This window comes from Methylovulum psychrotolerans, from assembly GCF_002209385.1.
Lineage (GTDB): Bacteria > Pseudomonadota > Gammaproteobacteria > Methylococcales > Methylomonadaceae > Methylovulum > Methylovulum psychrotolerans.
The window spans coordinates 4,339,327-4,353,501 of sequence record NZ_CP022129.1; the positions used below are offsets into that span (position 1 = coordinate 4,339,327).

Consider the following 14,175-nt stretch of genomic DNA (forward strand, 5'->3'; position numbering starts at 1 on the left):
GGGGGTATTATGCTTTAGCTATAAATATTTTTGGGAATAAAGTTGATAATGTTCTTCAGCACTTCTCATTGCATTTTCCCCTTTTTCCCAGCGGCCTTGAATCGCGTTCATTGCATAATCATATGAAGCATAAGCATTTGTTGAAATTATATGCTCTCCTTTTTCCCAGCGACCTTTAATAACAACTATTGCATAAGATGCTGAGCTAATGGCATCTTTTAAAATTACTTCCTCTATTTCAAGCGGAATTTCACTATCTGGATCTTCTTTTTTTTGATTCGCCGCATAAGCATAGGCTACAGCTGGGATAATAAGTATGTTCTTTTCATAATTATCTAATTCTTCTGGTTTTTCATAAAGACCATATATATTCATGGGTTCATTTCCGGTCGCTTCACAATTAGGGTTAAACATCGTTCATTATTGGGCGTGGTTCCGATCTCCAAAAATAGCCTTGGGTTGGGGTAAATAGCCGTCAAGCTACTGCGTTGCAATTATGGTGCATGGGGTTTGCTCACAAATGGGTGCTAATCAACAAAAGGCCATTATTCTGTACGTTAAGCCCGTTTTAAAATATTGGCAACGGTCGAAGCATACCACTTACCGCCTCGCCGCGTCTTCACGCCTAAGCTGTTCAGCTTGTCGGCTATCGTTGGTAAGGTGTCGCCATTATCCCTAAACTGCTGAACCATCGGGAACACGTTATCAGCAAAAGCCGTTGCGCCTTCCTTGTTGCTGGCATGGGCTTTCAATCGGGCATCGTCTAAGTTCGTATGGTTGCCCAGCTTAACGCCCTTGTTTTTCAGCACGGCCAAAGCCGCTTTGGTGCGGGTGCTGATCAGTTCGCGTTCCTTTTCGGACAAGGCGGCGTACAGGTGCAACATGAAGCTATCGGCATCTTTGCCCAGTTGGGCGACAATAAAGGGTACTTTGTTTTCCATCAGGCCGCTGATAAAAGACACGTTGCGCCCCAAGCGGTCAAGCTTGGCAACCACCAGGTAAGCACTTTCCTTTTTGGCATGGGCAAGGGCTTTAGCGAGTTGCGGGCGTTTGTCCAAAGCGTCCGCACCCTTTCCGGTTTCCACTTCGCTGTAATGCCCCATAACCTCGATATTTTCGGCTTTGCAGAACTCCGTCACCATATTGAGTTGTGATTCCAGCCCCAAGCCGCTTTTGCCCTGTTCGGCGGTCGATACCCGTGTATAAATGATTGCTTTCATCGTTTTGCCCCGTTGGATTTATTTTTTACAAATATTATACGAACATTTAATGTTTGTAAATAGATGTAAATATTAAACGGTATCTTTTAATTTTTGTAAGTGCGTGGGCATTAATGTTTTTAATGTATGAAAGTTTTTAGTAACATTATTTAAGATTTTAATGATATATTTTTTCTCTTTTATTAGTTAATGATAAGTAAACATTATGAATTATAAACAAACAAAAGAAGAAATTTTCGATATTCTGAAAAGCCCAGATAGAATAAATGGTATAAATGGTGTAATTCAAGGTATAGAAGATGCAGTGAATGCTGGAGGCGTTGCCGAAATTGGTGATATATTTATATCAAGCAAAGAAAAATTAGAAAAATATCGTAAAAGTGGCAAAGCACTAATAGACAAAATAAATAAAAAAAATGTTGATGATGTAAAGGATTTTTTTGACTATTTAGCTAATATTAGAGATTAATCTATTCTTAACTAATAGTCAGTTGCCAAAAAAAGGCAAAGTAACGGTGGCGTTGGCTTGCGGCAAACACCAGCCTAAGCCGCGCCGCTGTTGGGTTTGTCCAAGACACCGCCGCGCCTTGGCCGCAAACTTTGCCCCACCGCTCATAAGACGCATTTAAACCGCCGCATTGCCATAGCCACGCCCGCATCGGCCAGCCTGTCGTGTTCGGCCTGTAGTTGCCTGAACGTCTTCCAGTGCATCCCTTTGGGCTTGTCGCCGTTGCCGTTCAATATGCCCGGCTCCCAGCCCAGCTTGTCGCGTAATTTGTCGGCCTTATGGATTAGCCTGTCGCTTTGGGTGTCGCGCTGGCTACGGTAGGCCAATCGGTAACAGTTCCGGCAAGCGAAATACTTGCCGCCTTGGTACAGCACGGCCACGCGCTTACCGCACCGCACGGCGGGGCAGGTGAACCAATGGCGCACCCCGCCGTAATGGCAAGCGGTGGTCTGCAAAATGACGGCATAGTCCAACGGCTCCCAATCCCCGCCATATTCCCGAACCGAATACACCAGCCGCACCCTGTCGGCCTCGACCACGGCACGGATTGCCGCGCCGTTCGACCAAGTGGTGCTAAAGACCGTTCCGGCCACCAATAGCCCTTTACGTTGCCATTGCCTGACATCCAGCGTTTGGCAGTCGTCCGTGCAACGCCCGCCATATTGCCTACCGCTACCCAAACCGCCCATTTTTATTTTCCGAAATCATTAGGCAATTTTTTAAGTGCCTGTTGCGTCCGCTAACCCCCAGCCCGGTACCTGCCGACGCTAACCCCGAACTTGAGCCGACCAGCCCACCACCCGCCCCGATCATCCTTCCGACTTTGGACAGCAGCGACAACCAGTTCCGTACCCAGACCCTCACCGCCGCGCCAGAGCTTGCCCCGTGGCTGGTCGGCGATAACCTGATCAGAAGGTTCATACTCTTAGCGAACGACCTATCCCAAAGCCAACGCACCAACAAACACCTCGACTTCCTGAAACTGTCCCAGCCCTTTAGCGTTAACAGCACCGGCACACTTATCGCCCCCGCCAGCTACCAACGCTACAAACCCTTCGTCTCGGCCATCGACCAACTCGACGCGGATGCCGTACTGCGCGTATACCAAACCTTCAAACCCCTAGGCCAACAAGTCCTGGGCGAATTAGGCTACCCAGACGATTACACCGTCGATACCTTGTTAAGCAAAGCCGCCACCGCCATCCTCAACGCTCCGATTATCGAAGGCGACATCAACGTCGTAAAGCACTCCATCTACTACCACTACACCGACCCGCAACTGGAAGCCATGAACCCGGTCAACAAACAAATGCTGCGCATGGGGCCGGAGAATACACGGATTATCCAAACTAAAGTGGCGGCGTTGTTGGCTAAGCTGCATGGTGGTGGGCGGTAAGAAAAGGGGGGGATGGGTTCGGTGAACGCCTGTTGCGGCAAGATTGTTTTTGCACTGGCCAGCCGACTACCCCCGCTCCACCGGAAATACCCATAAAAACATTTCCCACCATCGCTTATCATAGACTTTTTTACTGGCTTGCTAAACAGGATTTTTTAACTATCATTGCCATGCCTTTAGCTTTAACAATGTCAGCTAAAACGTAGTTCTATAGAAAAATAATACTTTGAAAACGTGAATACTTAACAGAAACTGGGCTTAAAACCATTTATACTGTCGATCAAATTCACAGAAATCTTTCATTAGGACAGCATGAAAAAAACAGAACGATTGGTCTACTATTATGATTTATCTATTTCAGCTTCTTCCAGAACATTTCCAGAACCAAAACCCATTTCTATTAAAAAATCTTTTGAATTAATGAACCTTGTTCCAAGAAATCAAATGATTAAAGAAATATCAAGAGGACAATCATTGCTTTATGTGTCCGATTGGAATTGGACTGATAACATAATAAGTATTCTTATTAATAAGTCAGATAAAGAAATGTCAGATCCAGTATTTACAGATCCAAGAGAAGGGACACGGCGCACCGCCGAAAAAAATGACGAGGAAGGACAGGATTTTTCTGTACATATAGCTATTAAATTGCCCATTCATGACCATGAATCGGCTCTTGCCATTGTGGAGCATTGTACAGGATTGACCGTATTTACTGTTCAGAAACTGTTGAATAAAATTCTCGTCAATGCGAAAGAAATAGTGCCTTATGAATTTGAGCAATTGCATCCTGATGGATCCGTAGATAATCATGGAAACCCTAAAAAATATAACGTTTCTTTCAAGTATGATATTAGAGGACATATTTCTCATGAGCTTGAATATGATTTGGACAATGGAAAAATTCATTCTATTGAGTTAATAACGGATAAAGAACAACATACCCGTTTTGACGAAGAAGGTTATATTCAAGAGAAGTGCAAAAAGCTTGTATTATCGCTCGTAGACGAAGGGCATCCGATTATTGACAAATATAATCGCATTTTAAAAGTATTCAACCATAAAAAAGACGATTATAGTCGGGCAAAAATAAAATTCGAAACACCCACTGGAATTTCAAGAACTATAGAAATGGATACTATTGATGGGCTTGCGCAGGCTTATGTTAAAAAAGAAAAACTAGATAATTTTGAATTAGATTTAAAATCTTCTTATGATAAGTTCAGCGAACCTATTCTTGCAAAAATGAAAGAATTGCTTCTTACAGGTGCATAATGCTTAGACATCTCCTACGCCCCATATCTTATCTTTCTATCGATCATAAACTAAAATGGGAGGTAGATTGGCTTTATCCACTCATACTTGCAATATTTTCTACTATATTGCTATTTGGATTAAAACAATTTGGTCAAGTATCGTTGTATGCGGACAACGGAATAATCGCGAAGATACTTGGCTTTGTACAAGTTCTTCCAGGGTTTTATATTGCGGCCTTAGCCGCAATTGCAACCTTCAATAAAACAGATATTGACAAAATCATGCCTACCCCTGCCCCAAGGATAGACATCATAGTGCATGGACAAAGTGTCGCTATTGAATTAACCAGAAGACGATTTCTGTGTTCAATGTTCGCTTTTCTTACAGCAGAGAGCCTAATGCTTATTGTGCTTGCCATTTTTGCACAGTCAGCCTATATGCCTCTCAAAGCAATTATCCAAGAATCTTGGCAAGTTTGGGTATCTGGTTTTTTTATTATGATATTTTTTTTACTTTTCTGGCAAATGATAGTAGCTAGTTTTTGGGGGTTATATTATTTAGGAGAGAGACTTCATCAACCAGATACTTAATGAAGAAGCTCATTTCCTTACATTATTGCTTGATTCTTATAGAAAACCAAGCTTAACACAAGGCAAAACAGCCACGCACCAGCAGTGGAATGTCAAGCCCCAAAAATTTAGCAAATTGAGATTGTGACAAGCCCGCTTTGGAACGTGTGTTTGCAACGGCGGACAGAAAGCTTGTCATGCTCAACCGCAATTGTAATTCATTTCAACATATTAGCAAGCTACTCGCGCCTACCCGTATGACATGAAAAGAAATAAGTGAAACAGAGGGGGATAAATTGCAGGCATCAGGCCACAGAACGGCATCAATGCTAAACATCTATGACGTGCTGCCAAACGTAGTAGAACCGACAAAATGACGGCAATTGCATATTGAATTGTATATTAAAGCGGATTTAAGCAGGGGGATTTAAAGCTAACTAACTGATTATATTGGGGTGAACGACGGGGCTCGAACCCGCGACAACAGGAATCACAATCCTGCACTCTACCAACTGAGCTACGCTCACCATAATGGTGGGTAAATAGGGGAAAAACAAATGGTACGCTTGGCAGGACTCGAACCTGCGACCCCCAGCTTAGAAGGCTGGTGCTCTATCCGGTTGAGCTACAAGCGCAAAGTGGTCGGGGTGGAGGGACTCGAACCCCCGACATTCTGCTCCCAAAGCAGACGCGCTACCAGACTGCGCTACACCCCGACAATTTTCTTTACCGATATTTGTAATGCTTTACAAACACCCTTGAAGAGCTGACTATGATAGACCTGTATCGGTTTTCCGTCAACAGTTTTTTAAATTATTTTCTTAAACCATTACCACTCGTCCTAAACAAGGCTCTATTCATTACAAAATAAACATTATTATCAGCAAGATACAAGTCAAACCCCTCAGATTAACAACAGCCACAGACCTAAACGCCGCAAGGCATAACTTGCCGCACTTGCCGGACAGTTATTCAGCCACTCAAGATAAAATAATTGCCCTACTTTTGCGGATTAGCCAATAACTGCAACCCATACCGGCTTAACCTAACTTCGCCCGTTTCCAGTGTCGGATTACTATACTGGCCAAACTGCAAAACCCGCCGCAACAAATCCAAGGACAATAAAGCCGCCTGGCTTTGTTTACGCTTGCTATTGCCTGTGACGGTATGCACCGATTGATGGTAACAAGCATCGGCCAGCAGCACCGAATGTACGGTTATCGCTTGGCTTTTATCTTGCAGTTGCTGATAACTGCCCTCGTATACCTGTACTAAAACCCAATCGGCAGGGTTATCTGTTGGTACCGAGCCAGCCAATTGCCGCGCCAAGTCGGCAATGTCGCCACCGTCAAAAACCAGCCCGTGCTGCTTTGCCCAGTTCGGTAGCGACGGCTCGTAACGCGCCGCCACCAACCAATCGGCCCCCACGCATAAGCTAGCTAACAGCCCTTGGCTGGCGGTTTCGACTAATGACAGGCTCAGTCCCTTATCGGCCATAAACTGCATGACAACATCGGCCATACTACCCGACGGCGTATCTTGGGTATCGACAGCAAACACCGCATCGCCCAACAGCCCGACCGTTTCCGCCACTAAGGCCGTCAATTCCGGCTGGGGATAGGCATAAGGGAATAACAGCTTGGTCTCCACTTCGCTTAAATCGGCACGGAAACCTAGCTGCACGGCTGCGGGCAACGCCAAAGCATTCAGGCGTTGCTGAATCGCTGATTCGCCCAAACCATACGTTTTAATGCTGATTAAGGTGCTGGGCTGTAAGACGAACTGCTTCTGCAATAAAGGCAAAACCCTTTTGACAAACATCGTGCGCATTTCGCTGGGCACACCCGGCAGAAACACAAACCAGCAACGCTGATACCGCAGGGCAAAACCGGGGGCCGTGCCGCGCTTATTGTTAAGCCGTACCGAACCTTTCGGCAATAGGGCTTGTTTGCGGTTAGATTCGGGCATATCACGCTGGCGCAAGCGAAAAAAGGCCTCAATCTGGGCAAAGGCTTTCGGGTCAAACTGCAACGGAACGCCAAACGCCAACGCCACAGCCTCAGCGGTCAAATCGTCTTGGGTGGGGCCTAAACCGCCCGTGCAAATACAGCAATCGGCGCGTTGGGCAATTTCCTGCAATAGCGTCACCAAGTCAGCCAATTTGTCGCCGACCGCCGTGTGGCGGGTCACGCAAAAACCTTGCCTGACCGCCTGTTGCGCTAGCCATGCCGCATTGGTGTCTAAAGTATGTCCGGTGACAATTTCTTCGCCTTGCGAAAAAATTTCCAGGATTGGGTTCATGTTAGGCTCACTTAAAAAGATAGGGTTATGGACTGTACGGCGCGGACAGATTGGCTAATAATAAGTGCTTTTTACCGGACGTTGACATGCCGATGATAATAGAGCAGCACTGGCTAACAGGCATCACCCACCTGCCCTCACCTAACCACGATGAGCGGTCAGACCCTGACGACATTTCCCTGCTGGTTATCCACTGTATCAGCCTGCCGCCCGGCCAATTTGGCGGCGACTACATCAGCCAATTATTTTGCAATCGGCTTAATCCCGAAGATGATGCCTATTTTGCCGGCATTTATCAACTGAAAGTGTCCGCGCACTTGCTGATCCGCCGCGATGGCGCCTGTGTGCAATATGTGCCGTTTGACCGCCGTGCTTGGCACGCCGGGGTATCCCATTACCAAGGGCGTGACCGCTGCAATGATTTTTCTATCGGTATCGAGTTGGAAGGCTGCGAGCAAACGCCTTATACCGAGGCGCAATACCAACAATTAGCAGCGGTGATTAAGACCTTATTGGCTGCATATCCGCGCTTGGCCAAGCAGCATATCACCGGACACAGCGACATTGCCCCGGGGCGTAAAACCGACCCCGGCGCAACGTTTGACTGGAACTATTTAAGAGGCTTGCTGGCGTAACCCGCCCTATCGGGTAACAACGGCTACTTATTAACTGTTTTGGGTTCGGGGACATGTGGGGCGTAATTGACCCGTTCGATGCCCGTCGCCATTGAAGGTTGGTGGGGAGTCGCCGCTTCCTCCTCTTCGCTTTCTTTATGGATAGCCTCTAACGATAAACCGCCGCTGGTATGGCCTCCTTGATCGGTTGGTGATTTTGACCCCAAGCCTTCGCTTAAATTAATTTTTAACTTTAAGTTATTGGGCGAGTCGGAGTTTTGCAGGGCTTCTTCCAAAGAAATGATCCCTTCTTTGTATAAGCGCATCAAATGGCTATCGAAGGTCTGCATACCGATATTCTCTGATTTCTCCATCGCCTCCTTAATATTTTGCACTTCGCCTTTCAAAATCAAATCGCGCACCAGTTGCGAGGACAATAAAATTTCAATCGCGGCAACACGCTTACCTTCAATAGTCGGCACCAGCCGTTGCGAAATAAAGGCTTTTAAGTTCAACGACAAGTCCAGCAATAACTGATTATGGCGCTCTTCCGGGAAAAAGTTCAGGATACGGTCTAAGGCTTGGTTAGAGTTATTGGCGTGTAAGGTCGATAGGCATAAATGTCCGGTTTCGGCAAAGGCCAGCGCGTGTTCCATGGTCTCACGGCTACGGATTTCGCCGATCAGGATCACGTCGGGGGCTTGCCGCAAGGTGTTTTTTAACGCGTCTTCATAGCTCATGGTATCCACGCCGACCTCACGCTGGTTAACCAACGACTTTTTATGCGGATGGATATACTCGATAGGGTCTTCAATGGTGATGATATGGCCCGACGAGTTACTGTTGCGGTGGTCGATCAGCGCCGCCAGCGATGTCGATTTGCCCGACCCCGTACCGCCGACAAACAATATCAACCCGCGCTTTTCCATAATGACATTTTTGAGGATTTGCGGCAGGCCTAACTTATCGGCATTGGGGATTTCCACCTTAATATTGCGGATAACCAACGCGAAATTATTACGCTGCCGGAAAATATTCACCCGAAACCGCCCGATGCCCGGCTCGGAAATCGCCAAATTCATTTCCGGTGTAACTTCAAAAGCCTTTCTTTGATCGTCGTCCATCAGGCCAAAGGCGATTTCTTTCAGTTTTTCATTGGTCAATTTTATATTTTCTAAGGGCTTCAACGCTCCCTGAAACTTAGCGGCAGGCGGCGCGTCTACCGTCAAATACAAATCGGAACCGTCGTGGCGGACAAGAATGGTCAGATAATCTTTGAATTCCATAAAAAGCTCGTCGTATAAAAGTTAAATGGGTGATAAACCCGCTCAAGAACAGCAGATAATGCAAATATCCGCGTATAATGCCATTGATTTACCCATAACAGCCAATAATTATCAATCAACTTAAGGTTATGACTCAACAAAGAAAAGCCGTGGCACTGATTTCCGGCGGCCTAGACTCTATGCTTGCCGCGAAAACCATCATGGAACAAGGCATCCATGTCGAAGGCATCAATTTTTTCACCGGCTTTTGTGTCGAAGGCCACACCCATGCGATCCGCGATAAGGACAAAGCCAAACCCAAACGCAACAACGCCCTGTGGGTCGCCGAACAATTGGGCATTAAACTGCATATCGTTGATGTCATCGAAGAATATAAAAACGTGCTGATTAACCCCAAGCACGGTTACGGGGCGCACCTTAACCCCTGCCTGGACTGCAAAATATTTATGGTCAACCGCGCCAAACGTTGGCTGGCGGAAAACCAGTTCGATTTTATCATCACCGGCGAAGTCATTGGGCAACGGCCTATGTCACAGCGCAAAAACACCATGCCGATCATCGCCAAACAATCCGGCGCTGATGATTTGCTGTTGCGCCCGCTGTGCGCCAAAAATCTGCCGGAAACCATTCCTGAGCGCGAAGGTTGGGTGAATAGGGAAAAACTGCATGACATTACGGGCCGCTCACGCAAACCGCAAATGGCGATGGCCGAACAGTTCGGCATTGACGACTACTCGCAACCTGCGGGTGGCTGCTGCTTTTTGGTCGATAAAAACTATACCGCCAAATTGGTCGATTTATGGCAAGCACAAGGCAGTAAAGACTACGAACTCGATGATGTCATGCTGTTAAAAGTAGGCCGCCATATCCGCCCTGCCCCGCATTTTAAGCTGATTGTCGCCCGCGAAGAAGGCGAAGGCCGCTTTTTGCAAGGCTATAAAAAAGACTATATCAGCCTGCTGGCGACCAGCCATAACGGCCCCTTAGTGTTATTGGATGGCGAACCCTCGGCTGAAGATCTGTTCCTCGCCGCGCGTATCACCGCCCGCTTCGGCCAAGGCCGCGAAGCGGAACAGGTCGATGTCGCCATTCTCGACAAAGCCGGCATAGAGCGCGTCATTACCGTCACACCCATAGCCAAAGAAGAATTCCCTAAAGAGTGGTATATTTAAAGGGCTTATCAGTAGCATCCGTTTAAGTGGAGCGCAGGCATCTTGCCCGCAAAAGCAAGCAAAATGCCCGCGCCCCCAAAATGCCCCCATGCACCGCTACGCTATCCTGGCATCCTTAGGCAAAACAATAGGCTGCACAACCGGGGTCGCCTTAACCGACCAAGGCAATAAACGCTCTGGATGGGTCAACAAACCATAAATGATCAGAACGCCGATCAGCAACCACGCCACTGTTCTCATTGTTACAAACTTGCCCATCACATTGTTATCCGTTATTTATTGGAGATTAACTATAGCGTAGCGAATATTGGCAATATTCCTACCCGCAATGTGCATTTATGTGAAACCGTTCCGCTTTATTTTTCAGCGCAGTGCTGATGTTATCAGCCCGCCTCACAAAAAGACAATATTCACCTGCTCGCCAAACACGGCTTGCACGGTGGGGATCAGATGGTCATGGTGGCTAAGGAAAATCACCTGCGTCTGGGCGGATAAGCTTTTCAGGGCTTCAAACCCGGCTTTGGCGCGGACATCATCGTAATTTATAAACAAATCGTCGGCGATAAACGGCAATGGCAGGGTTTGTTCCAAGTGCATTTCTAAAGCCGCCAGCCGTAATGCCAAATAGAGTTGGTCGCGCGTACCGTCGCTCATCCCAGCAATACCGACTAACTTGCCGTCGGCACGCAAGCCTTCCAACACCATCGGCACGCGCTCAAAATCCACCACCAACTTCAAAAATGCCCCTGAAGTCAAGGTCGAAAAAATCGCCCCTGCCCGCCCCAGCAACGGCCCTTGCTTGTCTTGCCGATAACGGTCTATCGACCAGCGCAGCAAATGCCCAGCAGTGAGTACCTTAACATACCGCTCCGCCACCTCCGACATTTTCGCCAACGCTTCTTGGCGTTGCCCCTCGGCTTGGGCTGCTGCATCAGAACCGCCGATGTCGGCTAATAGCCGTGCCGCGTTGGCTAAATTGGCCGACAGCCCGGTTTGCTGCTCTACGGTGTCCGCCAGTTCGGCATCAATTTTCGCCAACTCGGCGACGAGTCGGACCAGGTCGGCGGCATCAATCTCCGCTTCGATTTGTACTTGGCTGAGGCCATCGCCGCCATTAAGAAAAGTGGCCTTCGCTTCGGCCAGCTTAGCCTGTAAATGGCGATAATCGTCAGACCTAGCAATGGCTTCCGCCAACAAGGCACAACTGTCAACCCCCGCCCGTTCCATCAACGGCCTGAGGTTGGCCGTGGCCGTTTGTATCGACTCATTAGCCTCACCCACTTGGGCATTTGCCACCCGCAACATCTCCGTTAAGCGCTCCCGTTCTGCATAGGCCGCACGGGCTTGGGCGAGCCGACTAGCTAACTCAATGGCGATTTCATTGGTCGGTGCCGCATTCAGTTCAGGGGCAAGGCTTTGCGCCAACCGCTGGGCATCGGCCGAGAATGCCTTAAGATCCGCATTCATGGTATCAATACGTTCTACCCGAATCTGGCGCATTTTGCTCAATTTTTCTTCCATTAAGCCAATCAGCTCCAGCGCGTCTTCGACCGCCCCCAAAGCGCTGTCAGCGGCTAAACCCGCCTTCGCCAGCATATCAGACCAGGCCGCAATCCAACGGTGCTCTTCTGCCCTCGCCCCGTCGGTCGCTTGCTTTAAGGTGGCCGCTAGGGTTTGCGCGGTCAGCAATTGCGCCGCCAAGGTGTCGCGCCGGACATTGGCATCATCAATGTCTTGGATAAAGCGTTCCGCTTGTACCGTCAGTACCGCCAGATTATCGTCATCGGATACCGCCAGCCCGGTTTCGCGCAACGCTTGACTCAGGCCTAGCTGCGCCTGAGCCACCCTATCGGCGGTCAAATCCAACTCGGACTGCACCTCCTGACAAACCAGTGCCGCCGCCAGCACCTTTTCCCGCTTCCCTAGCCAAGCGCCCAACTCCTCCAACGGCATCGCCAGCAAACCCAGCCCCGCCGCCTGCTCAGCCCACGCCCCATCAAAGGCTTGCAGGACTTTGCCCAACTCGGCATACTGGCCGTCAATCATCGACAGATTATGCTGCTCCCGCTCCAACTGATGTTCTAAACTTTGCAGTTCGGTTGCCTCCCCCACATCATCAAGCCGCCTGTCGGCAACCAAATCGGCTTGGCGTAGCGTCACCTCAAACCGTGGTGCCGCTTTTTGCAGGGTGTTCTCTCCGGCTTTCATCGCCAACCATAAGGCATCGCGTTCATGCCGCGCGTACAGAACGGCTTCATGGGTGGTGGGATGATGCAGTTCCTGAAATTGCGAAATCTCTATGCCAATCCGGCCAACCTCAGCTTTTTGGCTGTTCAGTCGGCTTAAGGCCGCTTTTTGGTCGGCCACCAGTTCGCGCCGCTCTTGCAGCAAGCGGTTAATGCGTGTTTGGCTTGGCGGCTGCATAGCCAGCAATTCCGCTAACGGCTTTTGCCAAGCCCCCAATGCCGCTAGCGCATCGGCCAACGCCGCCTGGGCTTTCGCCAGCTTCCCCTGCTGCTTTTGGCTGGCCGTATCCACATCCCCCAAAGACTTAGCCTTTGCCAAAGCCGCCCGCAACGCCGACTTAATTTCACCCGCGCACAAACTGGCCAATTGCTTAGACAACCCGTCAATCTCCGCCAGCTTGTTGCTTTCAGCTTTTTCCGCCGCCCGCAACGCCTGGATAATGCCGCCATGACTATGGGCTTGCCGCCTCAGCTCACGCTGCACCAATTGCTTAGGCAAACGTAAGCTGATGGCTGATTCCGATTCCGGTTGCCAACCCAATTGGGCGCATAAATCAGCCACGTTTTGCCAAAGCAAGGCAATCTCATTTTTGCGCCGCTCTATATCGCGGCTATAGGGGCTGTATTGCTGGCGCAGATTATCGAGCTTGCTGATGTCCGCCGCCATCGCCAGCACCGCTTCGTCCAGCGGGATTTGCCCTAAAGCCGCCTGAGTCTTTTCCGCCTCGCCCGTACGCAACGCTAAAAGCTGGCGGGCGACCGCAAGCTCCCGCTCCGAAGCCGACAAAATGGCTGCCGCATCCCCAGGCAATTCAATCACCGCACCCAATTCCGCCAATTGCTGTTCATTATCCCTAATCGCCGCCAGATAAGGGGCTAACCGCCGGATACGCTCAAGGCTATTGCGCTGGCTTTGCAACTGCTGGTGGCGGTCGCGCTCGTCACTTAATTGCTGTTGCAACGCCTCAACCTTATGATGCGCCTCCACCCACACCTTTGTCCGCACCGTGGCTTCCTTTAAGGCCGTGGTCGCCTTGTCGAGCTGATCGGCGGCGATATAATAAGCCCGTTCCGCCGATTTTCTCGGTGCCCATAAATGGCTGGCCTCGGTCAGCAACGCATCACGGATTTTGCCCAAACTGGCAACCCCCGCCGCCGATTGGAACAGAATCTGGCCGACATCATTTTCGGCATTTAAAATGCTGTTGCCCCCGGCAATCAAGCGCGTGTGGTCAAGGCCAAACATCTGGTCAAAGAAATGCCTGTCCGCCGTCCCGATAAACGGCACCAACGCCGCCTCCGGCAATACCGCATCGGCTGGCGAACGCAAGGTTTGCTTTTGCGCCTTGGCGCGGTGAAATTCCAAAGCCCCAGAGGCATTGCTGATGTGCGCCCCCAACCGTAATTCATTGAGCGGATGGATAAAATTTAAGGTCGAACGGGTCGGAATGCCGAACAGCAAATCGACAATCGCCGAGCGCAACGTGGACTTGCCCGCCTCATTCGGGCCGACAACCAGATGAAAATCGTATTGGGCGGCAGGAAACCCGACCGATTGGTCAGAAAACTTGCCATATTTGATAAGGTCGACACGCTGAAACCGCAT

14 protein-coding genes and 3 tRNA genes are annotated in these 14,175 nt (G+C 49.3%); 6 read left to right on the forward strand and 11 right to left on the reverse strand.

Annotation, left to right across the window (positions count from 1 at the left end; translation table 11 throughout):
- Positions 1 to 18 precede the first annotated feature (18 nt).
- Positions 19 to 375, reverse strand: a complete 357-nt coding sequence (locus CEK71_RS19500; RefSeq protein WP_198328345.1) for a hypothetical protein — start codon at positions 373 to 375, stop codon at positions 19 to 21.
- A 182-nt stretch (positions 376 to 557) separates the two neighbouring features.
- Positions 558 to 1,220, reverse strand: coding sequence for a recombinase family protein (locus CEK71_RS19505; protein ID WP_088620951.1), 663 nt, complete (start codon positions 1,218 to 1,220; stop codon positions 558 to 560).
- A 205-nt stretch (positions 1,221 to 1,425) separates the two neighbouring features.
- On the opposite strand from CEK71_RS19505, the gene CEK71_RS19510 reads away from it, so the two are divergent.
- Positions 1,426 to 1,689, forward strand: a complete 264-nt coding sequence (locus CEK71_RS19510; RefSeq protein ID WP_088620952.1) for a hypothetical protein — start codon at positions 1,426 to 1,428, stop codon at positions 1,687 to 1,689.
- Positions 1,690 to 1,707: 18 nt separating this feature from the next.
- On the opposite strand, the gene CEK71_RS22855 is transcribed toward CEK71_RS19510, so the two are convergent.
- Positions 1,708 to 1,845 carry a hypothetical protein gene (locus CEK71_RS22855; RefSeq protein WP_157679444.1) on the reverse strand — a complete coding sequence of 46 codons (138 nt, stop codon included), beginning with the start codon at positions 1,843 to 1,845 and terminating at the stop codon, positions 1,708 to 1,710.
- The gene (locus tag CEK71_RS19515; protein ID WP_088620953.1) at positions 1,833 to 2,417 is read right to left on the reverse strand and encodes a hypothetical protein; all 585 of its coding nucleotides are present in this window, start codon (positions 2,415 to 2,417) and stop codon (positions 1,833 to 1,835) included. The genes CEK71_RS22855 and CEK71_RS19515 overlap by 13 nt, the downstream gene beginning before the upstream one ends.
- Before the next feature lie 41 nt (positions 2,418 to 2,458).
- Between CEK71_RS19515 and CEK71_RS19520 the strand changes: the two genes are divergently transcribed.
- The 3 genes from CEK71_RS19520 (at position 2,459) to CEK71_RS19530 (ending at position 4,971) form a co-directional block, all read left to right on the forward strand.
- Positions 2,459 to 3,124 carry a DUF3014 domain-containing protein gene (locus CEK71_RS19520; RefSeq protein ID WP_157679446.1) on the forward strand — a complete coding sequence of 222 codons (666 nt, stop codon included), beginning with the start codon at positions 2,459 to 2,461 and terminating at the stop codon, positions 3,122 to 3,124.
- Positions 3,125 to 3,436: 312 nt separating this feature from the next.
- Positions 3,437 to 4,399, forward strand: a complete 963-nt coding sequence (locus CEK71_RS19525; RefSeq protein ID WP_157679448.1) for a hypothetical protein — start codon at positions 3,437 to 3,439, stop codon at positions 4,397 to 4,399.
- On the forward strand, positions 4,399 to 4,971 hold the full coding sequence (locus CEK71_RS19530) for a hypothetical protein (RefSeq protein ID WP_088620956.1): 573 nt from the start codon (positions 4,399 to 4,401) through the stop codon (positions 4,969 to 4,971). Before CEK71_RS19525 ends, CEK71_RS19530 begins: the two co-directional genes overlap by 1 nt.
- 430 nt (positions 4,972 to 5,401) lie before the next feature.
- Here CEK71_RS19530 and CEK71_RS19535 read toward each other — a convergent pair.
- The 4 genes from CEK71_RS19535 to CEK71_RS19550 all read right to left on the reverse strand — a co-directional run bounded on the left by CEK71_RS19535 (position 5,402) and on the right by CEK71_RS19550 (position 7,251).
- Positions 5,402 to 5,477 (reverse strand) — tRNA-His (locus CEK71_RS19535).
- A 31-nt stretch (positions 5,478 to 5,508) separates the two neighbouring features.
- A tRNA-Arg gene (locus CEK71_RS19540) sits at positions 5,509 to 5,585 on the reverse strand.
- Positions 5,586 to 5,589: 4 nt separating this feature from the next.
- Positions 5,590 to 5,666: transfer RNA gene (locus CEK71_RS19545), tRNA-Pro, on the reverse strand.
- A 283-nt stretch (positions 5,667 to 5,949) separates the two neighbouring features.
- The gene (locus CEK71_RS19550) at positions 5,950 to 7,251 is read right to left on the reverse strand and encodes a competence/damage-inducible protein A (RefSeq protein WP_088620957.1); all 1,302 of its coding nucleotides are present in this window, start codon (positions 7,249 to 7,251) and stop codon (positions 5,950 to 5,952) included.
- Between the two features lie 92 nt (positions 7,252 to 7,343).
- Here CEK71_RS19550 and ampD point away from each other — a divergent pair, with 92 nt between their 5' ends.
- The gene (gene ampD / locus CEK71_RS19555) at positions 7,344 to 7,886 is read left to right on the forward strand and encodes a 1,6-anhydro-N-acetylmuramyl-L-alanine amidase AmpD (RefSeq protein WP_088621701.1); all 543 of its coding nucleotides are present in this window, start codon (positions 7,344 to 7,346) and stop codon (positions 7,884 to 7,886) included.
- Positions 7,887 to 7,909: 23 nt separating this feature from the next.
- Here ampD and CEK71_RS19560 read toward each other — a convergent pair whose 3' ends face one another.
- Positions 7,910 to 9,151, reverse strand: coding sequence for a PilT/PilU family type 4a pilus ATPase (locus CEK71_RS19560; protein ID WP_269766579.1), 1,242 nt, complete (start codon positions 9,149 to 9,151; stop codon positions 7,910 to 7,912).
- Positions 9,152 to 9,279: 128 nt separating this feature from the next.
- Here CEK71_RS19560 and CEK71_RS19565 point away from each other — a divergent pair, with 128 nt between their 5' ends.
- On the forward strand, positions 9,280 to 10,323 hold the full coding sequence (locus tag CEK71_RS19565) for a tRNA (5-methylaminomethyl-2-thiouridylate)-methyltransferase (protein WP_088620958.1): 1,044 nt from the start codon (positions 9,280 to 9,282) through the stop codon (positions 10,321 to 10,323).
- 96 nt (positions 10,324 to 10,419) lie between these two features.
- On the opposite strand, the gene CEK71_RS22860 is transcribed toward CEK71_RS19565, so the two are convergent.
- Complete coding sequence (locus CEK71_RS22860; RefSeq protein WP_157679450.1) at positions 10,420 to 10,563, reverse strand: hypothetical protein; 144 nt, start codon at positions 10,561 to 10,563, stop codon at positions 10,420 to 10,422.
- 153 nt (positions 10,564 to 10,716) lie between these two features.
- Complete coding sequence (locus CEK71_RS19570; RefSeq protein ID WP_088620959.1) at positions 10,717 to 14,175, reverse strand: YhaN family protein; 3,459 nt, start codon at positions 14,173 to 14,175, stop codon at positions 10,717 to 10,719.

Excerpts from the sequence above, each read along its gene's own strand:
- ampD (WP_088621701.1), top strand. The coding sequence starts at position 7,344 with ATGATAATAGAGCAGCACTGGCTAACAGGCATCACCCACCTGCCCTCA.
- CEK71_RS22855 (WP_157679444.1), bottom strand. The coding sequence starts at position 1,845 with ATGCGTCTTATGAGCGGTGGGGCAAAGTTTGCGGCCAAGGCGCGGCGG.
- CEK71_RS19505 (WP_088620951.1), bottom strand. The coding sequence starts at position 1,220 with ATGAAAGCAATCATTTATACACGGGTATCGACCGCCGAACAGGGCAAA.
- CEK71_RS19560 (WP_269766579.1), bottom strand. The coding sequence starts at position 9,151 with ATGGAATTCAAAGATTATCTGACCATTCTTGTCCGCCACGACGGTTCC.
- CEK71_RS19515 (WP_088620953.1), bottom strand. The coding sequence starts at position 2,417 with ATGGGCGGTTTGGGTAGCGGTAGGCAATATGGCGGGCGTTGCACGGAC.
- CEK71_RS19570 (WP_088620959.1), bottom strand. The coding sequence starts at position 14,175 with ATGCGGTTTCAGCGTGTCGACCTTATCAAATATGGCAAGTTTTCTGAC.
- CEK71_RS19530 (WP_088620956.1), top strand. The coding sequence starts at position 4,399 with ATGCTTAGACATCTCCTACGCCCCATATCTTATCTTTCTATCGATCAT.
- CEK71_RS19525 (WP_157679448.1), top strand. The coding sequence starts at position 3,437 with ATGAAAAAAACAGAACGATTGGTCTACTATTATGATTTATCTATTTCA.
- CEK71_RS19550 (WP_088620957.1), bottom strand. The coding sequence starts at position 7,251 with ATGAACCCAATCCTGGAAATTTTTTCGCAAGGCGAAGAAATTGTCACC.
- CEK71_RS19500 (WP_198328345.1), bottom strand. The coding sequence starts at position 375 with ATGAATATATATGGTCTTTATGAAAAACCAGAAGAATTAGATAATTAT.
- CEK71_RS22860 (WP_157679450.1), bottom strand. The coding sequence starts at position 10,563 with ATGAGAACAGTGGCGTGGTTGCTGATCGGCGTTCTGATCATTTATGGT.
- CEK71_RS19565 (WP_088620958.1), top strand. The coding sequence starts at position 9,280 with ATGACTCAACAAAGAAAAGCCGTGGCACTGATTTCCGGCGGCCTAGAC.
- CEK71_RS19510 (WP_088620952.1), top strand. The coding sequence starts at position 1,426 with ATGAATTATAAACAAACAAAAGAAGAAATTTTCGATATTCTGAAAAGC.